This window comes from Mycobacterium colombiense (genome assembly GCF_001672755.1).
GTDB lineage: Bacteria > Actinomycetota > Actinomycetes > Mycobacteriales > Mycobacteriaceae > Mycobacterium > Mycobacterium colombiense_C.
On record NZ_LZKI01000185.1, the window covers coordinates 1 to 19553 of the forward strand.

19 protein-coding genes are annotated in these 19553 nt (G+C 67.9%); 10 read left to right on the forward strand and 9 right to left on the reverse strand.

The window, feature by feature from the left end:
- A partial coding sequence (locus A5708_RS23350) for an acyltransferase family protein (protein WP_065030884.1) occupies window positions 1-1067 on the forward strand: 1067 nt, incomplete at its 5' end.
- 45 nt (window positions 1068-1112) lie between these two features.
- Here the strand turns inward: A5708_RS23350 and A5708_RS23355 are convergent.
- Both A5708_RS23355 and macS read right to left on the reverse strand, forming a co-directional pair.
- A complete protein-coding gene (locus tag A5708_RS23355) occupies window positions 1113-1778 on the reverse strand; it encodes a response regulator (protein ID WP_065030885.1) in 666 nt (221 codons plus the stop codon).
- Window positions 1775-2926 carry a MacS family sensor histidine kinase gene (gene macS, locus A5708_RS23360; RefSeq protein ID WP_065030886.1) on the reverse strand — a complete coding sequence of 384 codons (1152 nt, stop codon included), beginning with the start codon at window positions 2924-2926 and terminating at the stop codon, window positions 1775-1777. Before macS ends, A5708_RS23355 begins: the two co-directional genes overlap by 4 nt.
- 139 nt (window positions 2927-3065) lie before the next feature.
- On the opposite strand from macS, the gene A5708_RS23365 reads away from it, so the two are divergent.
- Window positions 3066-4040, forward strand: a complete 975-nt coding sequence (locus A5708_RS23365) for an Acg family FMN-binding oxidoreductase (protein ID WP_065030887.1) — start codon at window positions 3066-3068, stop codon at window positions 4038-4040.
- 9 nt (window positions 4041-4049) lie between these two features.
- Here A5708_RS23365 and A5708_RS23370 read toward each other — a convergent pair whose 3' ends face one another.
- Window positions 4050-4466 carry a pyridoxamine 5'-phosphate oxidase family protein gene (locus A5708_RS23370; RefSeq protein WP_065030888.1) on the reverse strand — a complete coding sequence of 139 codons (417 nt, stop codon included), beginning with the start codon at window positions 4464-4466 and terminating at the stop codon, window positions 4050-4052.
- A 236-nt stretch (window positions 4467-4702) separates the two neighbouring features.
- On the opposite strand from A5708_RS23370, the gene A5708_RS23375 reads away from it, so the two are divergent.
- Window positions 4703-5371 carry a response regulator gene (locus tag A5708_RS23375; protein WP_065030889.1) on the forward strand — a complete coding sequence of 223 codons (669 nt, stop codon included), beginning with the start codon at window positions 4703-4705 and terminating at the stop codon, window positions 5369-5371.
- A gap of 59 nt (window positions 5372-5430) precedes the next feature.
- Window positions 5431-7080, forward strand: a complete 1650-nt coding sequence (locus A5708_RS23380; protein ID WP_065030924.1) for a GAF domain-containing sensor histidine kinase — start codon at window positions 5431-5433, stop codon at window positions 7078-7080.
- Between the two features lie 19 nt (window positions 7081-7099).
- On the opposite strand, the gene A5708_RS23385 is transcribed toward A5708_RS23380, so the two are convergent.
- Together A5708_RS23385 and A5708_RS23390 are read right to left on the reverse strand one after the other, a co-directional pair.
- Window positions 7100-7792: a PAS and ANTAR domain-containing protein gene (locus A5708_RS23385; RefSeq protein ID WP_065030890.1), complete on the reverse strand. Its 693-nt coding sequence runs from the start codon at window positions 7790-7792 to the stop codon at window positions 7100-7102.
- Between the two features lie 131 nt (window positions 7793-7923).
- Window positions 7924-8373, reverse strand: coding sequence for an Hsp20/alpha crystallin family protein (locus tag A5708_RS23390; protein WP_065030925.1), 450 nt, complete (start codon window positions 8371-8373; stop codon window positions 7924-7926).
- Window positions 8374-8514: 141 nt separating this feature from the next.
- Here A5708_RS23390 and A5708_RS23395 point away from each other — a divergent pair, with 141 nt between their 5' ends.
- Both A5708_RS23395 and A5708_RS23400 read left to right on the forward strand, forming a co-directional pair.
- Entirely contained in the window at window positions 8515-8880 is a 366-nt protein-coding gene (locus tag A5708_RS23395) for a MerR family transcriptional regulator (RefSeq protein WP_065030891.1), read from the forward strand.
- A 66-nt stretch (window positions 8881-8946) separates the two neighbouring features.
- Window positions 8947-9483: a DUF1360 domain-containing protein gene (locus tag A5708_RS23400; protein ID WP_065030892.1), complete on the forward strand. Its 537-nt coding sequence runs from the start codon at window positions 8947-8949 to the stop codon at window positions 9481-9483.
- A 19-nt stretch (window positions 9484-9502) separates the two neighbouring features.
- Here A5708_RS23400 and A5708_RS23405 read toward each other — a convergent pair whose 3' ends face one another.
- Entirely contained in the window at window positions 9503-10813 is a 1311-nt protein-coding gene (locus tag A5708_RS23405; RefSeq protein WP_065030893.1) for an NAD(P)/FAD-dependent oxidoreductase, read from the reverse strand.
- Between the two features lie 310 nt (window positions 10814-11123).
- Here A5708_RS23405 and A5708_RS23410 point away from each other — a divergent pair, with 310 nt between their 5' ends.
- The gene (locus A5708_RS23410) at window positions 11124-11840 is read left to right on the forward strand and encodes a GAF and ANTAR domain-containing protein (RefSeq protein WP_065030894.1); all 717 of its coding nucleotides are present in this window, start codon (window positions 11124-11126) and stop codon (window positions 11838-11840) included.
- Between the two features lie 32 nt (window positions 11841-11872).
- Here A5708_RS23410 and A5708_RS23415 read toward each other — a convergent pair whose 3' ends face one another.
- The gene (locus A5708_RS23415) at window positions 11873-13027 is read right to left on the reverse strand and encodes an NAD(P)/FAD-dependent oxidoreductase (RefSeq protein ID WP_065030926.1); all 1155 of its coding nucleotides are present in this window, start codon (window positions 13025-13027) and stop codon (window positions 11873-11875) included.
- A gap of 87 nt (window positions 13028-13114) precedes the next feature.
- Between A5708_RS23415 and A5708_RS23420 the strand changes: the two genes are divergently transcribed.
- The 3 genes from A5708_RS23420 (at window position 13115) to A5708_RS23430 (ending at window position 17414) form a co-directional block, all read left to right on the forward strand.
- Window positions 13115-14296, forward strand: coding sequence for a zinc-dependent alcohol dehydrogenase (locus A5708_RS23420; protein ID WP_065030895.1), 1182 nt, complete (start codon window positions 13115-13117; stop codon window positions 14294-14296).
- 92 nt (window positions 14297-14388) lie between these two features.
- Entirely contained in the window at window positions 14389-16539 is a 2151-nt protein-coding gene (gene glgX / locus A5708_RS23425) for a glycogen debranching protein GlgX (protein ID WP_065030896.1), read from the forward strand.
- Between the two features lie 104 nt (window positions 16540-16643).
- The gene (locus A5708_RS23430; RefSeq protein WP_081293064.1) at window positions 16644-17414 is read left to right on the forward strand and encodes an SDR family oxidoreductase; all 771 of its coding nucleotides are present in this window, start codon (window positions 16644-16646) and stop codon (window positions 17412-17414) included.
- Here the strand turns inward: A5708_RS23430 and A5708_RS23435 are convergent.
- Window positions 17400-18371: an aldo/keto reductase gene (locus A5708_RS23435; RefSeq protein WP_065030898.1), complete on the reverse strand. Its 972-nt coding sequence runs from the start codon at window positions 18369-18371 to the stop codon at window positions 17400-17402. The genes A5708_RS23430 and A5708_RS23435 overlap by 15 nt on opposite strands.
- A gap of 93 nt (window positions 18372-18464) precedes the next feature.
- On the reverse strand, window positions 18465-19484 hold the full coding sequence (locus tag A5708_RS23440; RefSeq protein ID WP_065030899.1) for a sensor domain-containing protein: 1020 nt from the start codon (window positions 19482-19484) through the stop codon (window positions 18465-18467).
- Window positions 19485-19553: the final 69 nt, after the last annotated feature.

Genomic DNA, 19553 nt, shown 5'->3' on the forward strand with positions numbered 1-19553 from the left:
CCGGCGCGGCGGCCTGTGTGTCCTCCTGGGCGCCCGGCGCGAACTGGGGCGGCTGGCTGATGAAACGCTGCACCAGGCTGTTCCGCCCGGTGTTCTACTATCTGGCGTTCTGGGCCGTCACGCTGACGGTGCTGTATCGGGCGCTGCCGCAACATATCTATGAGCCGATCGCCGGCGTCAGCACGCAGCTGCTGTGGTTCCTGGGGGCCTACGTCCTGGTGCTGGGGGCCATGCCCGTGCTCTACCGCATCACCACGGCCGGGCGCCTGGTCGCCGGTGTGGCGACCGTCTATGGTGCGATCGCGCTGATCGACGTGATCCGGCTGCACTGGCCGGCGATGATGCCGCTGGGGTACCTCAACCTGGCCGTCTGGCTCATTCCCGCCATGTTCGGCGTGGCTTACCGTCGCGGGCTGCTCGGCGGCCGCGCCGCGCCGGCCATCGCCGCCGCCTTCTTCGCCGTGGACGTCGCCCTGGTGCACTGGGGCCCGTATCAGATCAGCATGGTCGGCACCGGTGACCACCACCTGTCCAACACCAGCCCGCCGAGCCTGCTGCTGGCCGGACACGCAATCATCCTGAGCGCGTTGGCGATCGCGGCCGCACCGGCGATCGGGCGCTGGGCGCAGCGGCCGCGGGTGTGGTGGTGGACCGCCATCGGCAACTCCGGCGCAATGACCCTGTACCTGTGGCACATGCCGGTGCTGCTGGGCGTGCACCTGGTGTTCGATTACCTTGGCTGCCCGCGCTTTCCGGGCGCGCCGGACTTCCTCGCCATCAGCCTCGTGCAGGTGCTCCTCGTGGTCGTCGCGGTGGCGGTGCTGTTCGTCGTGCTGCGGCCGCTGGAGAACAACCCGCTGTCCGGCTGGGACGGCGCACCCGCGGTGACCTCGCGCGGGTGGGGCGCAACCATCGGTGCCCTGCTGTGCGTGGCCGGCGTGGCGCTGCTCGCCGCGATCCGATGGGGGCTCAAGGACGACGGGCTGGTGTGCATGGCCGTGGTGGTGACCGCACTGGTGGCCGCGCGTGTCGGGGCTCAGCACAACGGCAAAGTGCTGACGCGGTAGCCGCGGGATTCGTTGACCCGCCGGATTATTCGCACACCCGGCGGGTCACGGCTCTTCGTCGAGGCCGTGCTCGATGGCGTAGCGGGCCAGTTCCACCCGGTTGGCGACCTGGAGCTTGCGAAAGGTCGCCTGCACGTGGTTTTCCACCGTGCGGTGGCTCAACGAGAGCTTCTCGGCGATCTGCTTGGCGGACAGCCCTTTTGCGACATATCGCAACACCTCCGTCTCGCGGTCGGTGAGGCTGGGACGGGCCGGGCCGTCGTCCTTGCTCTGCGCGATGCGCCGGTATTCGCCCAGCACCAGCCCGGCCAGGCTCGGGGTGAACACGGCCCGCCCGGCCGCAGTGTCCGTCACCGCCTGCGCCAGCTCGGCTTTCGAGGCGCTCTTGACCAGGTAGCCCGCCGCACCGGCCTTGACCGCCTCCAGGACGTCCTCGCGTTCGTCGGAGGCGGACAGCACCAACACGCGCGACGAGGGTGAGACCGCGAGCACCGCGGCGGTCGCCTGCGCACCGTCGCCGTCGGTGAGCTGCATGTCCATCACCACCACGTCGGGCTTCACCACGCCGGCCCGCCGCTGGGCGGCGGCCACGCCGTCGGCGGTGGCGACCACGGTGAACCCGCCCTCGGCCAGGTCGCGAGCGACCGCGTCACGCCAGATCGGATGGTCGTCGACCACCATCACCGTCGTCGTCGTGGCGTCATCGGTCATGGCGTCCCTCCCCGCGGCACGCGCAACTCCCACTCGGTGCCTTCCCCGGGCTCGCTGTGCAATTGGGCGCTGCCGCCCAACGACGTCAACCGTCCCACGATCGATTGGGAGATGCCCAAGCGCCCCTGCCGCGTCGCTTCCTCGAGCCGGCCGGCGGCAATCCCCACGCCGTCGTCGCGGACACTGACCAGCACGCAATCGCCGAGGTCTTCCACGAGCACGAACGCGTGCACGTCCGGGCCGGCATGGGCGACCACGTTGTCCAACGCATTGCCCACCGCGGCGTCGAGTTCGGTTGCCGCCCAACGTTCTAACGGCACCGGGGTGCCAGGCAGGCTTATCGACACCTGATCGGAGTTCCGGCACCGCAGCAGCGTGCGCAGGTCGACCGTGGCCCCGTCGGCGTCCTGATCGATGTCCGTGCATGCCAGCCAGCGCCGCAGCGCGCGTTCCTGCTCGCTCGCCAGGTCGGCGAGTTCTGCTGTGGCGCCGCCGATCTCGTGCCCCTTCTTGGCGACCAGGGCCAGTACCTGAATGGCGCCGTCATGCACCTGGCGGGACAGTCGGTCGCGTTCTTGCACCGCGGCCGTCAATTGGGCCGCGCGTTGCAGCTCGTCGTGGGCGCGCCGCGCGGTCTGCGCGGCCATCCCGATCGCCATACCGATCGCCAGTTCGATGATGACGGTGGCGTTGTGCCCGAGGTTGAGCGCGAAATAATCCTTGACGGCGAAATTGGTGGCCATCACCGCCAGGCCCGTCAGCATGCCGCCCGCGGGGCCGAACTGGACGGCGGCCGAAATCGTGGGATTGCTGGCCCACAACGTCGTCGGCCAGGTCTGGTTGTCGGCCGCCCAGTGCGGGCTCGCGACGAGGTTGTTCGACCACATCAGCAAGACGGCGACCACCAGCTCGGCGAGCACCCACGCGGGTTTGCGACCGAAGCCCCGCAGATAGGCGAACGCGCAGGCCGCGCTCCAGCCGATCAGCCCGGCAAAAAGCACCCAACCCAGCACGGGCCGAACCAGATCCGGGTTGATCGCGATTTGAAAGCCGGTGGCGTAGATGCAGCTCAGCAGGCGGAATACTTGCGCCGCGCGCCACAGCGGCGTGGTGGGATCGGGGCCGTGGTTCGCCATCGTGGTCAGCATAAAGGCGGACTGCCCCGCGGCGGGCCGGCCACGGATATTGCCAAAAGTCCCTTGAGCTAGTGCCGTCGTGCCCTCGCGGGGCCGCCGAGAACGCGTGATCGTTGATACCGGCAGGCGCTAGGCGAGAGGGGGATCGGGTATGGACACCCGCTTTCCGGACGCCGGAACGATCCGGACGGCCCTGACTTTGGCATCGCGCGCCCCGTCGGTGCACAACACCCAACCGTGGCGCTGGCGCGTCGACGCGACGAGCCTGCAGCTGTATGCCGATCCCGGCCGTCAACTGCCCAATACCGACCCCGATGGCCGCGACCTGATCCTGAGTTGCGGCACGGCGCTGCATCACTGCGTGGCGGCGTTCGCGGCGGTGGGATGGCGGTCCCGGGTGAGCCGGCTGCCGGACGCCGACGACCCCACGCACCTCGCCACCATCGAGCTCTCCCCTCAGGTTGCCGATTACGTCGACATCGCGCTGGCGGCCGCCATCCCGCGGCGGCGCACCGATCGGCGCCACTACAGCTCCTGGCCGGTGCCCATGGGTGATATCGCCCTGATGGCGGCGCGAGCCGCCCGCACCGGCGTCACGCTGTGCCAGGTGGAAGACATCGACAGGCTGCACGACATCGTCGCCGAATCCGTCCGCGATCACCTGACCCAGGACTATCTCGCCGAGCTGACGGCCTGGAGCGGGCGCTACTTCTCGGTCGCGGGTGTTCCCGCCCGCAATACGCCGATATCCGATCCGGACGCCAAGATCCCCAGTCGTCTGTTCGCCGGTGCGGCCCTGCCGATGGCTCCGGATTCATCCCCGGCCGACGACAACGCGGTGGTGCTCGCGCTCGGCACCCGCCACGACGACCGGCTGGCGCAGCTGCGTGCCGGGGAAGCCACCAGCGTCGCGCTGCTCACCGCGACGTCGACGGGCCTGGCCAGTTGCCCGGTCACCGAGCCCCTGGAGACGGCCGCAACACGCGAAGCGGTCCGCTCCGACATCTTCGGCGACAACAGCTACCCGCAGATGCTGCTTCGGGTGGGCTGGGCGCCGATCAACGCCGACCCGCTCCCGGCGACGCCGCGACGCGATCTCGGCGACTTCGTCGAGTGGGCGGACTGATCGTGGGCGTTACACGTCGCCCGGCGGTGACCCGAACTGAAACCGGCGGCCGGTGACGCTCTCGGGGACGATGCGGACATAGTGCGTCTTTTCCGGCCTGGTCCACGGCAACACCTGCGCGCGCTCGGCCTCCTCGAGCTCTTCGGGCGTGCGCAGCGACCGCGCGGTGCCGCGGACGATCACGCTCCACGCCTCGGCGACGTTGTGGTCGTCGACCTCGAAGAGCACCCGATTGTTGATCGCGGAGCTGACCAGCTTGGTTCCCGCCGCGGTGCGGAACAGCACGGTCCGGCGCTGGACGACGTAGTTGACCGGGAAGATGTCGGGCTGACCGTCGGCGTAGGTGACCAGCCGGCCAAGCGCCAGGCTGCCGAGGAGCTGCCAGCACTCGTGCATCGGCAGGATGGTGACTCCGTCGTCGGTCATCAGGATTTCCTTCCCGCGAATGCGACCGTTGTCCTCAATGGGCCACTGTCGCAATGGGCCACTGCCGCAAGGCTATTGGCGCACCGTCCACCGGAGCGTGGGCCGAATGTCCTCAGCCGTGGGGACCAAAGTCGTTGAACCCGTTGCTTCTCGATGGTTCCCGTCGAGAATATGGGATATTGGATTGGTCTGCCGCAAATCTTTCCAGTTGCGAGACCGGCAGGAAAGGGCCCGCCATGGTCAAGGTGTTCCTGGTAGACGACCACGAAGTCGTCCGCCGCGGTCTTTCCGATCTGCTCGCTTCCGACCCCGATCTCCAGATCGTCGGCGAGGCCGGCACGGTGGCGGAGGCGAAAGCCCGGATACCGGCGTTGCAGCCCGACGTGGCCGTGCTCGACGTACGCCTGCCCGATGGCAACGGCATCGAACTGTGCCGCGACCTGGTATCGGATCATCCCGACCTGCGCTGCCTGATGTTGACGTCGTTCACCTCCGACGAGGCGATGCTCGAGGCGATCCTGGCGGGTGCCAGCGGGTTCGTCGTCAAGGACATCAAGGGCATGGAGCTGGCACACGCGATCAAAGAGGTGGGCGCGGGTAAGTCGCTGCTCGACAACCGGGCGGCCGCGGCGCTGATGGCGAAGCTGCGCGGCACGACGGCGCGCGAGGACCCGCTGTCCGGACTGACCGAGCAGGAACGCACGCTGCTCGGACTGCTCAGCGAAGGATTGACCAACCGGCAGATCGCCGCGCGGATGTTCCTCGCGGAGAAGACGGTGAAGAACTACGTGTCGCGGTTGTTGGCCAAACTCGGCATGGAGCGCCGCACCCAGGCGGCGGTGTTCGCGTCGAAACTCAGTCAGCGGTCCGGCCCACCGTCGACGCCGCCGGACTGGTCTGGGTGACCGGCGGCGAAAAGGGCTCGGCGTTCGCCGGACTCGGACAGCGTGGGCTGGTCAGCAAGATGCATGCCCAGCTCGACGAGCTGCTGGCCGCGCGCGATCAGATGGAGCAATTGCTGCGGGTGATCGTGGAGATCGGCGCGGGCCTGGACCTCGACGCCACGCTGCACCGGATCATCAGCGCGGCAAGGGAATTGACCTCCGCCCCGTACGGCGCGCTGGCCATCCGCGATCGCGACGGCAACTTGATGTCGTTCGTCCACGAGGGCATGGACGCCGAGACGGTTCGGCGCATCGGGCACCTGCCGGTCGGCAAGGGGCTGTTGAGTTTGTCGCTGCTGGACACGCCCGCGCTGCGGATGGACGACCTGACCGCGCACCACGCCGCGGTCGGATTCCCCGAACACCATCCACCGATGCGCGCCTTCCTCGCGGTCCCGATCACCATCCGCGGCACGGTGTTTGGCAACCTCTACCTCACCCACATCGATCCGGCGCGGGTGTTCTCCGAGCCCGACGAGGTTGCCGCGCGTGCGTTGGCGTTCGCGGCCGCCGTCGCCATCGACAACGCGCGGGTCTTCGAACGTGAACGGACCTCGGTGAAGTGGATCGAAGCCAGCCGCGAGATCACCACCGCGCTGCTGGCGCGACCCGAACCGCACCGGCGTCCCTTGCAACTGATCGCCGAACGCGCGCGGGTGTTGACCGACGCCGAACAGGCCATCGTGCTGGTGCCGGCCGACGCCGACGCAGGCGACGACGAGGTCGACACGCTGGTGGTCTCCGCAGCGGTGGGGATACACGCCTCCGATGTGCTCGGTCAGCGAGTCCCGGTGGACGGCTCCACCAGCGGCGCGGTGTTCAAGTCCGGCGAACCGCTGATCACCGAGGAGCTGCGCTACCCGATCCAGGCCTTCACCGACGTCGGGCAGCGCCCGGCGATCCTGATGCCGCTGCGCGCCCGCGACGAGGTCGTCGGCGTGATCGCCATCGCCCGCGGCGCCGAGCAGCCGCCGTTCGACGAGAGCTATCTGGACCTGGTGAGCGATTTCGCCACCCACGCCGCGATAGCGCTGGCGCTGACCTCGGCGCGTGAGGACGCGCGGCAGCTGACCATTCTGGCGGAACGTGAACGCATCGCGCATGACCTGCACGACCACGTGATCCAGCGGCTGTTCGCGGCCGGCATGAACCTGCAGGGCACGCTGGCCAGGGCGCGCTCGCCGGAGGTGGCCGATCGGCTCAACCGCACGCTCGACGACCTGCAGACCATCATCGAGGAAATCCGCACCACGATCTTCGCGCTCAGATCCCCGATGGCCGCCAGCGGCGATTTCCGCCAGCGCATCCAGCGGGTGGTCGCCGACCTGACCGAAAACCGTGATCTCGTCACGACCGTGCGGCTGGACGGGCCGATGACGGCCGTCGGCGCCGAGCTCGCCGACCACGCCGATGCCGTCACGACCGAGGCCGTGAGCAATGCCCTGCGTCATTCGGGGGCATCCCGGCTGACCGTCGAGATCAGCGTCGCGGATATGTTCATCCTGAACGTGATTGACGACGGTTGCGGCATCCCGGCCGGCAACACGCGGCACAGCGGCTTGGCCAACATGAAGCGGCGCGCCGAACAACTCGGCGGCACCTGTGAGATCACCAGCCCGCCCGAGGGTGGCACCCGGGTGCACTGGGTCGCCCCGCTGATCGACCGCTGAGGGCGAAAGGCTTTCTCCTTCAGTGGGTTGACGCGTGATCGCCGACGACGCGGACGCGCTGGTGCGCCGTCAGCATCAGGTGGTCGTATTCGGACTGCGTGTTCAGCGGCAGGCCGGCGCGGCGGAAGTCTTCGGTGATCTGCTCGGCCAGCGGCCGCAGCTTGACATTCGCTTCCTGGGACAGCCATTTGAGCAACTCGAAGGCCGCGCGTTCGCCGATGCCGTAGATCAGCATCAGCATGCCCTTGGCTTGTTCGATGCCCGCGCGATTCTCGCTGATCTCAGCGAGTTTCGCGCTCATCTCGTCCTCGCGCATGCGCTCGCGGGGACCGGAAACGTCGATGTAGAACCCGTGTGTTCCGATCACGTCGCCCTCGTCGTCGAAGATCCGGTCACCGACCACGACGACGTGGTGCACATTGCCCTGGGTATCGACGATCCGATGGCGCGTGCTGAAAGCCTGGTGCGTGTCGACGATTTGTTCGATGGTGGCCGCGACGTGTCCGCGGTCCTCGGGATGCTTGTGTGACAGCACCAGTTCGGTGGTCGGGGTGACGCTGCCGGGCTCGTACCCGTGCATGCGTTGCACCTGCTCCGACCATTCCCAGCGCTGGTCGGTGAAGTAGAACCGAAACCAGCCCGCCGGTTGCGCGGAGCCGCCGGCCAACGCCTGTTCCACGTTGGCCGTTTGGCCGTCGAGTTCCCATTTCATGGTGTATCCGGTCTCCGTGACACCGGGGCGAGACGTTCGCGCCGGTGGCCTGGGGCCGGCGGCGGGCGGCGGTTGGGGGAGTCGGCACGCGGGCGCGTGCCGGAGGGACCGCCGCCCGGCCCGCCGGTCGGTCAGGCGTTGATCACCTCGCGCTGGGCGCCGCCGTCTCGGACGGCCCGGGGTGTGTCACCGCGGCCCACCGCGATCTTGCGCGGCTTGGCCTTCTCGGCCACTGGAACGTGAAGGCGCAGAACGCCTTCGGCATACGAGGCCTCGATCTTGTCGGTGTCGAGGTTCTCGCCGAGCACCAGCTGGCGGCTGAACACGCCGCGCGGCCGCTCGGTGGCCAGCATCTCGCGGTTGGGATCGACGGCCGGTCGTTCGGCGCGCACGGTCACCACGTTGCGCTCGATGTCGATATCCAGCGAGTCGGCATCGATGCCGGGCAGGTCGAACTCGATGACGAACTTCTCGCCTTCGCGCCAGGCATCCATGGGCATCACTGCCGGCCGGGCGGCGGTACCGAGGACCTGGTGGGCGAAGCGGTCGAGGTCACGGAACGGATCTGAACGCATCAGCATGGTGGTCACCTCTCACTCCAATCTAGGCGGTGGGTCGGCAATTTCCTATGTCTAATGACATAGATTTGATATATCATCCTCGACAGAATGATGCAAGTGTGCTAGACAGATTTTTTGAGCCGGTAGTGAAGGAGATGCGCGATGGCCGACCACCGCGGCGACGCGGGTGCCCCCTCGTCCGACCATGGTGTGTACGGCATCTCGGTGGCCGCCGAATTGTCCGGGATCGCGGTGCAGTCGCTGCGTCTCTACGAGCGTTACGGCCTGATCACACCGGCCCGCAGCCGGGGCGGAACTCGTCGGTATAGCGCCGACGACCTGATGCGGCTCAGGCGCATCAGTGAGCTGGTCGAGTCCGGGGTCAACCTGGCCGGCGTCGCGCGCATCCTCGATCTGGAGGACCACAACGCCACGCTGTCGGCGGCGAACACGGACCTGCGGTCCAGCAATCGCACCTTGCGCGAGGCCGCGAAGACGGCCAAGGCCGACGACCCGGGCGCCCGGTAGGGCCCACCGCGGATTGCACCGGCCGACGCCGGGTACTCGTCCCGCTATGCCTTTTGAGGAGAAGCGATGGGTGAGTTGACGGAAGCCGGGGCTCAGGTCGCGGGCAGCGCACGCCAGGAAGCGGACGCCTACCGCGGCGACAACGACCGGCCGCTGGGCGGCTACCTGGTGGTGATGGGCGTCTACGGCGTCGTGGTGGCGGTCGCGGTACTGGCTGCGCTGGCCAGCGGCCGCAGACTGCCGGCCCGGTGGCGCGTCCAAGACCTGCTGCTGCTCACCCTGGGCACCCACAAACTGTCGCGCACCTTGACCAAGGACGCGGTGACCAGCCCGCTGCGGGCACCCTTCACGCACTACAAGGGCACCGGCGGACCCGCGGAGGTTCAGGAGGAGGTTCGCGAGCACAGCCAGCTCCGGCACAGCCTGGGGGAGCTGGTGACGTGCCCGTTCTGCCTGGACATGTGGGTCGCCACGGGTTTTGCCATCGGCCTGGTCTTCGCGCCCCGCTTCACCCGGCTGGTCGCGGGCGTGTTCAGCGCGCTGGCCGGCGCGGACTTCCTGCAGCTCGCCTACGCCGTGGCGCAGCAGCGAGCCGAGGGTTGAGCCGCCGAACTCGGCCGCGTCAGCCCGTCTTCGGCATCGGAATGCCTTCGCTGGCGGTGAATTGCGCGTCGTCCTCGGAGGACAAGCCGATCGAGACGACCGAGCGGGTGAACAGCGCGTCGGTCAGGTAGGCCAGCGACACCGCCCACCGGTTGACGCCTCGTGGGATCGCATACAGGTGGTACGACCGGGTGACTGCCTTGGCGGGTAACCCGGACAGATGGATGTTGAGCGGGTTGGCCACCGCGTAGCGCGGTCCGAGGTCGACCACCAGGCCGAGGTTGCGGTGCTTGTATTCCTTGCTGCTGCCGTAACCCAGGCTGGCCGCGACGTTTCGGGCCAGCGCCTTGCCCTGCCGGGTCGCGTGCTGGGCGGTCGGCGGTGTGACCTTTCCCGGCTGGGTCAGATCGGGAACGGCGGCCGCATCACCGGCCGCAAACACCTCGGGGTGATCGGGCACCTGCAGGTCGGCCTGCACCGTGAGCCGGCCCTTTTCGGTCGGCAGCCCAAGGTTCTGGATCAACGGGGCGCCCGTCACTCCCGTCACCCAGGCGATCGTTCGCGTCTCGATGCGCGAATCATCGGTGAGCACAACGTGATCGGCATGCGCCTCCTTGAGGGTGATGCCGAGCCGGACGTCGATGCCGCGCTTGCGTAGCACCTTGAGCGCGGCGTCGCCCAGCTTCTTGCCCACCTCGGGCATCACCTGATCGGCCAGGTCCAGCAGCAGGAACCGCACCTCCGCGGGGTTGAAGCGCATCTGCTTGGCCGCCGCGTCGGCGAGCGCCCGCAACTGGGCCACCAGCTCGGTACCCGAATACGACGCGCCGACCACCACGACGGTGCGCCGGGCCGCGGCCACCCGGGGATCGTCCTCGATGTTGGCCAGCTCCAGCTGATCGACGAAATGGTCGCGCAGGTAGAGGGCCTCGGCGGTGGTCTTCAGTCCGCGTGCGTGTTTGGCCAGCCCCGGGACATCGAACAACTTGGTCACCGAGCCCGGCGTCAGCACCAGCCGATCCCACGACATGGCATGGCTGCGCTCTTCGGGATCACAATAGGTCAGCGTGCGTTGGTCGAAGTCCACGGCGTCAACCCGGCCGCGCACCGCGCGGACGCCCTTGAGCGAATTGGCCAGTGGGACAGCGACAAAGCGGGCATCGACGACGCCTCCGGCGACGTCCGGCAACAGCGGCGTGTAGAGCATGTAGTCGACCGGCGAGATCATCGTGATGTCGAAGGGAGCACGTCGTCGACGCAGAATTCGGGCCAGCCGACGGGCGCAGGTGAATCCGGTGAAGCCGCTTCCCACGATCACAATGGAGGTCACTGGCCCGAGTGTAGGCGGCTTTCGGGGCTGGATCGAAACCCGCATATCGGATTGGCGCGACGATCGTCACGAAAAGCAGTGTTCGACAACGTGTTTGATGCCATCCAGGTGATACGAGCCCCCCCAGGGGCCCATTCCCGGCGGCCCGGTCGCGCCGCATGCCTGGACGCGTTCGTTATCTGGCCTTGCGCTTCGCTGAATGGCTCATAGACTTCTTATTGGGCGTTGGCGATCGAAAAATTGTCAATGTCAACGCGACGCCTGTGGGAAACGGGCTCCGCGGCCGGGACGGCCTTCGGAGGTGATGTTTATGCGAGACGGCACTATCACCATCGCCGCTCAGCTCGTGGAGCTGGTGTCGAATCTGGAGCGCGACGAGCGCGACACCGCGGCCGGGCTGCACGAGCTCATCGAAAACGGGGTGCACCACGTCACCGGCGCCCAATATGCGGGAATCACGCTGGCCGAGAAGAGTAGGTCGGTCAGCAGTGTCGTCGCCACGCATCGCTACCCGATGATTCTGGACGCGATTCAGAACAGGTTCGGCGAAGGGCCGTGCCTCGCCGCGGCCTGGGAGCACCACATCATGCACATCGCGGACCTGAATGTCGAACAGCGCTGGCTGCGATACCGCCGGTATGCGCTCGAGCAGACCCCGATTCGCTCCATCCTGTCGTTCGAGTTGTTCGTCGACGGCAGCAGCATGGCCGCGCTCAACTTCTATGCCGACACCGCAAACGCGTTCAGCGCGGAGTCCGTGGAGCTGGGCACGGTGTACGCCACCCATATCGCATTGGCCTGGTCGATGATGCGCCGGCAGGACCAATTCCGCAGTGCTCTGGCCTCGCGCGACATCATCGGCCAGGCCAAGGGTGTGATCATGGAGCGCTTCAGTCTCGATTCCGTCGAGGCGTTCGAATTGCTCAGGCGGCTCTCGCAACAGTCCAACACCAGGCTGGTGGACATCGCCGCCGCCCTCATCGACAGCGAACATCCGCTCAAACACCGCCAGCGACTGAATCGCTGAAAACGGCCGTCGGCGGCCGGTTTTCGCGGTAGTCAGTTCATCGGAACGGGCGCGGGCCGACCCTCGGCGATGAGCCGCTCGCCGAGGTCGTAATCGTCGTCGGCGTTGTAGGTCAGCACGCCGACGACGGCGTCGCCCGAGTCGTACCACACCGTGAAGCCGTCGCCGTGGTCGAGCATCCGGCTGCGTTCGTACCCGTCGCCCCAGGCGTGGTACTTCAGCGTCGCATCACCGATCGTGGTCCAAAAGCCGGGCACCCCATCCCATTTCATCTGCTGCCCCGACGCGCAGGCGCCGGCGATCGAGCCCTGGTCGGCCGCGTCCTGCCAATGCTCGGTGGCCACCCGGCGACCGGCGACCTCGTGGTGGGCGAGGGCGACGTCGCCGGCGGCGTAGACACCGGGGACAGAAGTGGCCATGTCGGAACCCACCACGACGCGGGACTCGTGCACCCGCAGGCCCGCCTCGGCGGCGACCTTGCTCTGCGGCGACACACCGGTTGCCGCGAGCACCAGGTCACAGTCGATGGTGACGCCGTTGTCCAGACGCACACCCGCTTCGGTGATCTCCTGCACCGTCACCCCACCGACGTGCCGGGCCCCCGCCTCGCCGACCAGATCGCGCAACCGGGTGGCGGCCTCGCTGCCGAGCCGCTTCTCCTGCGGAAATTGTGACGGCGCAACCACAGTCACCGGGATGCCGCGCATCGCCAATGACGCGGCGGCCTCGCAACCGATGAAACCCGAGCCGATCACCACCGCGGAGGAAGCTTTTTCGGCGGCGGCGCGCAGCGTGCCGGCGTCGGCCAAGGAGCGCAACAACAGCGCGCGTTCCCCGCCGGGAAACGGCGGGGGCGCCGGGGCCGCGCCGCAGGCCAAAATCAACGTGTCGTAGGCATAACTTCGATCGCCGATACACACGGCGCGCTCGGCGAGATCGAGCCGCTCGACCGGGGCCCCGCCGATGAGCTCGATCGCCCGGTCCCCGAACCACCGCGCCGGGTGCAGGTCGACATCGTCTGTCTCACCGCGCAAGTACTCCTTGCTCAGCGGCGGCCGGGCGTACGGCGGATCGATGTCCGCGGTGATGATCCGCACCGGCGTATCGACGTCGTGTTCACGGAACGATTCTGCTGCGGCGACACCAGTTGGTCCGCTGCCCACGATGACGACCCCCGGCTGGTTCATCCCGGGGTGATACCCGCGCAGCACGGGCTCAACCGGTAGCAGCGCCGGTGCCGTTTCGACGGATGCGAGGCGGGTATCGCCCTTCACATGAAGGCTGTCACGTGGCATGGCAAACGCGATGTACGGGTGGAATCGGTGCCCGATCCCAAGATCGAGCAACCCACCGATGCCATCATCGAGGTCACCTCGACCAACATCTGCGGATCCGACCTACACCTGTACGAGATTCTCGGGGCATTCATGAACCCCGGCGACGTCCTCGGGCACGAACCCATGGGCATCGTCCGGGAGGTCGGAACCGAGACGGGCGACCTGCGGGTGGGCGATCGGGTCGTCATCCCGTTCCAAATCTCCTGCGGCAGCTGCCACATGTGCAGTGAGAAGCTCTACACGCAATGCGAGACCACCCAGGTACGCGACCAGGGCATGGGTGCGGCGTTGTTCGGCTATTCGGAACTCTACGGCGAGGTCCCCGGCGGCCAGGCCGAGTTGTTGCGTGTTCCGCAGGCGCAGTTCACCCACATCAAAGTCCCTGTGGGACCGCCGGATTCGCGGTTCGTGTACCTGTCGGACGTGCTGCCGACGGCATGGCAGGCGGTCGATTACGCCAACATCCCGGACGGCGGCTCGGTGACCGTGCTCGGGCTGGGCCCGATCGGCGACATGGCCGCGCGCATCGCCGATCATCTGGGCTATCGCGTCATCGCCGTCGACCTGGTGCCCGAACGGCTGGGCCGCGCGGCGAAACGCGGGATCCACACCATCGATTTGGGGCGGCTCGACGGCTCGCTCGGTGACGCGATCCGTGATCTGACCGACGGGCGGGGGACCGACTCGGTCATCGACGCGGTCGGCATGGAGGCACACGGTTCGCCGGCGGCCAAGCTGGCGCAACAGGTCGCCGGGTTGCTGCCCGATGCGGTGGGCAAGCGGGTCATGCAGACCGCAGGCGTGGACCGGCTGTCCGCCCTGTATTCAGCCATCGACGTCGTGCGGCGCGGCGGCACGATCTCTTTGATCGGCGTGTACGGCGGTATGGCCGACCCGCTGCCGATGCTCACCCTGTTCGACAAGCAGGTGACCCTGCGGATGGGGCAGGCCAACGTCAAGCGCTGGGTCGACGACATCATGCCGCTGCTGACCGATGAGGACCCGCTCGGCGTGGACAGCTTCGCCACCCACGTGCTGCCACTGGATGAGGCCCCGCACGGCTACGACATCTTCCAGAAGAAGCAGGACGGTGCGGTGAAGGTCATACTCAAGCCGTGATCGGCTATGCCACAGCGCTTTCCGGCCAGCCGCGGCAGCGCGGGGCGTGGCGCACAGTTTGACGGCTGTGTAAGCAGGGTATTGAAAGCGCCATGACCACCGCAGACGCCCTCGCCCCCACGCCCACCGGAGAGGTGTGGCCGGGCCGGGCCTACCCGCTGGGCGCCACGTACGACGGTGCGGGCACCAACTTCGCCGTCTTCAGCGAGGTGGCTGAGAAGGTGGAGCTGTGCCTGTTCGACGCCGACGGCGCCGAAAGCCGAATTCCTCTGCCGGAGGTCGACGGCTTCATCTGGCACGCCTACATCCCCAACATCGAACCGGGCCAGCGCTACGGCTACCGCGTTTACGGGCCGTACGACCCGGCCGCGGGGCAGCGCTGCAACCCGAACAAGCTACTGGTGGACCCGTATTCGAAAGCCATCGACGGCTCGTTCGAGTGGAACCAGTCGCTGTTCAGCTACAACTTCGGCGACCCCGACAGCCGCAACGACGACGACTCGGCCGCCAGCATGCCCAAGTCGGTCGTCATCAACCCCTACTTCGACTGGGGCAACGACCGGCCGCCGGATCACCACTACGCCGACACGGTCATCTACGAGGCGCACGTCAAGGGGCTGACCCAGACGCACCCCGACATCCCCGAACAACTGCGCGGTACCTATGCCGCGGTGGCGCACCCGGTGATCATCGAGCACCTCAAGAGCCTCGGCGTCACGGCCATCGAACTGATGCCGGTGCACCACTTCGCCAACGATTCCACCCTGGTCGACAAGGGGCTGTCGAACTATTGGGGCTACAACACGATCGGATTCTTCGCGCCCGACTTCAAGTACTCCAGCGCCACCACGGCCGGAGGGCAGGTCCAGGAGTTCAAGGCCATGGTGCGCTCGCTGCACGAGGCCGGCATCGAGGTGATCCTCGACGTGGTCTACAACCACACGGCGGAGGGCAACCATCTGGGTCCGACACTGTCGATGCGCGGCATCGACAACGCCGCCTACTACCGGCTGGTCGAAGACGACAAGCAGTACTACATGGACTACACCGGAACCGGGAACAGTCTCAACGTCGGGCACCCGCACGCGCTGCAGCTGATCATGGACTCGCTGCGCTACTGGGTCACCGAGATGCACGTCGACGGCTTCCGCTTCGACCTGGCCGCCACGCTTGCCCGCGAGTTCTACGACGTCGACCGCCTGGCAACGTTTTTCGAACTCGTGCAACAGGATCCGACGGTCAGCCAGGTGAAACTGATCGCCGAGCCGTGGGACGTCGGCCCCGGCGGATACCAAGTGGGCAACTTTCCCCCGCAGTGGACTGAGTGGAACGGGAAGTACCGCGACACCGTCCGCGACTTCTGGCGCGGCGAGCCCGCCACCCTCGACGAGTTCGCCTACCGGCTGTCCGGATCGGCGGATCTCTACGAGCACACCGCGCGGCGGCCGGTGGCGTCCATCAACTTCGTCATCGCACACGACGGCTTCACGCTGCGCGACCTGGTGTCCTACAACGAGAAGCACAACGAGGCCAACGGCGAGGACAACAACGACGGCGAGAGCCACAACCGGTCCTGGAATTGCGGAGCGGAGGGGCCCACCGACGACGAGCAGATCAACGATCTGCGCGCCCGTCAGCAGCGCAACTTCCTGACCACCCTGCTGCTGTCCCAGGGCGTGCCGATGATCTGTCACGGCGACGAACTCGGTCGCACGCAGAACGGAAACAACAACGGCTACTGCCAGGACAACGAGCTCACCTGGATCGACTGGGACAGCGCCGACACCGGACTGCTGGAATTCACCCGGACCGTGTCGGCGCTGCGGGCCGAGCACCCGGTGTTCCGCAGGCGCCGGTTCTTCTCCGGCAAGCCGCTGGGCCGCCGCGGTCAGGACGGACTGCCGGACATCGCGTGGTTCACCCCCGAGGGTGCGGAGATGACCGACGAGGACTGGGGCGCCGGATTCGCCAAATCCGTCACCGTTTTCATGAACGGTCACGGCATTCCCGACCGCGATCCGCGGGGGCAGCGGGTGCTCGACGACTCCTTCCTGCTGTGTTTCAACGCCCACTACGAGCCGATCGAATTCACTTTGCCGCCAAAGGAATTCGGTGCCTCGTGGCGGGTTGTTGTCTTTACCGGACCCGAAGAGACGACGCCGGCCGACGAGGTACCCGGGGGCGGCACGTTCACCGTCGAGGCGCACACCGCGGTGGTGCTGCAGGCCCCCGACAACAGCTGAACACCGTGACACAAATCCGCCCGAACGTTACGTAGCGCGCCGCCTGCCGATACGCTGTGCCTGCAGCGAGCTCGTTACAGGAGAGGGCAAATATGTCACGGACAGTGGTGGTCGGCGCGTCGAGTGGCCTCGGGCGCTGCATTGGAATCGGTCTCGCCCAGCGCGGCGACCAGGTGGCGTTTTTGGCCCGCCGGCGCGAGCGCATCGAGACCGCGGCGAAAGAAGCCGGGCCAGGCGCGTTCGCCGTCGAGTGCGACATCACCGACGAGGCGTCATGCCGGTCAGCCATCGACAAGGCCGCCGACGCTCTCGGCGGCATCGACAACGTGGTGTTCACGCCCGCCATCAGCCCCCTGGTCCGCTTGGTCGACACCGATGCGGCAACGTGGCGCCGCATCTTCGACACCAACGTCATCGGGGCGTCGCTGGTGACGGCGGCGGCCATATCGCACTTGACCGCGTCCGCGGGCAAGGCGGTCTACCTGTCCTCAGACGCAGGTCCCTACGGGCCATCCTGGCAGGGGCTGGGCGCCTACGGTGTCAGCAAGGCCGCCCTCGAGCGACTGGTCGACGCCTGGCGCGCCGAACACCCCGACGTCGGCTTCACCAACCTCATCGTGGGCGAGTGCGCGGGTGGTGAGGGTGAGGCCGCCACCGGAATGAACGCCGGGTGGGACACGGATCTCGCCATGTTGGCTGTCCCGGTGTGGGTGTCGGATCGCTGCATGCCGGGCAAGCTGATGCCCGTCGAGGATCTGATCGGCGTGGTGCACACGATCCTGAGCACCAACTCGTCGACGTCGATGCCCGTCGTCGTCGCCAGGGGCGCTCCCGCCGGCACCCCGGCGCTGGCCCCGGTGTCAGCGACGCCCTAGCTTCTCCTTGGCCAGGTCGGTGAGGAAGCGCGCCGCCGACGTGGGCCGGAAGGCCAAGGCCGCCTCGGTGAGCGCGTCACGCGATGCGGTGGGCAGCTCGATATCGGCCGCGGCGACGTTGAACTCGAGCTGCTCGACGCTGGACGCGCCGGGAATGGCGACCACGCCCGGGTAGCTGATCAGCCAGGCCAGCGCCACCTGCGCCGGTTTCGCATCGACGTCCTTCGCGACGTCGCGCAACAACTGCAGCAGCGGCTCGACGCGGCGCAGGTTCTCGGTGCCGAACAGCGAGTTCACCGCGCGGACACCGCCCGGACGGTTGTCGACGCCGTATTTGCCGCCCAGCAGCCCCTGTTCCAGCGGGCTGTAGGCGATCACGATGCGGTTCTCCCGCTCGGCGAACGGCACCAGGTTCTTCAGCGCCTTCGGGTAGGCGAGCGAGAAGTGCACCTGGTTGCTGATCACCGGCCGGCCCAGCGCGGCGTCGGCCTTCTGCCACCTCTGCAGCGAATAGTTCGAGACGCCGGCCGCGCCGATCTTGCCGCTGTCGAGCAGGTCGCGCATGCCCGGCATGATCACCGAATCGGGAAACACCGGGTTGGGCTGGTGAATCTGGTACAGCGGGATGCGGTCCAGGCCCAGCCGCTGCGCGCTGGCGCGGGCGCGCTGCTTGACCACGGCGGGGAAGGGGACGACCGGCATGATCTTGCTGGCCACCGCGACGTCGGCGCGCTCGTCACCGAGGGCCTCGCCCAGGATCCGCTCGCTCTTGCCCAGGCCGTAGACCTCGGCGGTGTCGAACAGCGTCACCCCCAGGGGGCGGGCGCGGCGCACGATGTCGCCCGCGGCGCCGGCGGCGTAGCTGTCGCCGTAACCCCACTCGCGTGACCCGAACTGCCAGGTGCCCAGGCCGATTCGGCTGACCCGGCCGACTCCGTCGACGTCGACAAATTTCATGGGCTCAGCCTAGTGGCGATCGCAAGCGCGGCGGGGCCGGGCGCAGCGGGTCGCCACGCATGAGCTAGTGGCGATCGCAAGCGCGGCGGGGGCTCAGCCGGGGATCTTGCCGAGGATGTAGTTGGCGATGCTGACCGCCGCCGCGCGGGGCGTCGCGCTGTCCGTGGTGCCGCTGGCGGACACGTTCAGGTCGATGACGACGTTCGCCTTGGCCGCGATCGCCCGTGCCGAGCGCACCTGGATGCCCTTGGGCGTCAGGTCCAGGGTGGTGATGCCGTTGCCCGCGTCGGCAGGCGCGCTCACCGACATCGGAATCGGCTGTCCGCCGGGAGCGCTCACGGTGACGGTCGAGCCGCCGCACTTGTGCCATCCCGACAGCAGGGTGCTCAGCTGCGCCTGGGCCGCGCCCGGATCGCGGAACGCCGCCACGCCCTGGATGACCTGCATGGACTTCATCATGCTGCGCGTGTCGGTGAATTCGCCGGCGTGATAGCCGGCCAGCGCCCCCGGCGGGTAGGCGTCCGGGCTGCCTGCGCTGATGCTTTCCCAGCACTCCGGGCGGTCGATGCTGCCGTCATCCGGGGAGCGACCGGGGCTGTTCCACGTCGGGCCGACGTCGAGGTTCGCGTCGGCGGTGATGTTGCGCAGCGCGTCGAGACCCGGCAGCAGGGTGGCGATGGTCTCCGGCGGGACCGTGGGCGGCGGTGGCCCGGCGGCGGAACTGGAGCCGGGGGAAGACCGGTGTGACGAGGTCGAACCGGTCAGCGTGGCCCACCCCGCCAGGGCGACCACCGCCAACATGATGAAGATGTACGACAGTGTCACGCCAACCAGGGCACGGTCCCGGCCGAGTTCGCCGGTGCGACGGATCTGCGCCAGCCCGAGATGTCCCAGAATCGCTCCCACGGGCGCGAACAGGAACGCGAAAACCAGCGACAGCGTCGCCATGGTGTTGACCGGCGGGCGGTAGGGCGCGGGTGGGGGCGGCGGCGTGAACGGCGGCGGCTGCATCGTCGGCGGCGGGGCGGGCGGTTCCACGTCGGGCGGCGGGACGCGGCCGAGCGGGTCGTAGCTCAGCGGGTTCTGCCAATACGGGTCCTGCGGGTTGGTCACCCCAGTGCCTCCTTACCGGCCGAACCTGCCCGAAATGTAGCCGACGAGGGCCCTCCCCTAAACCGGGGC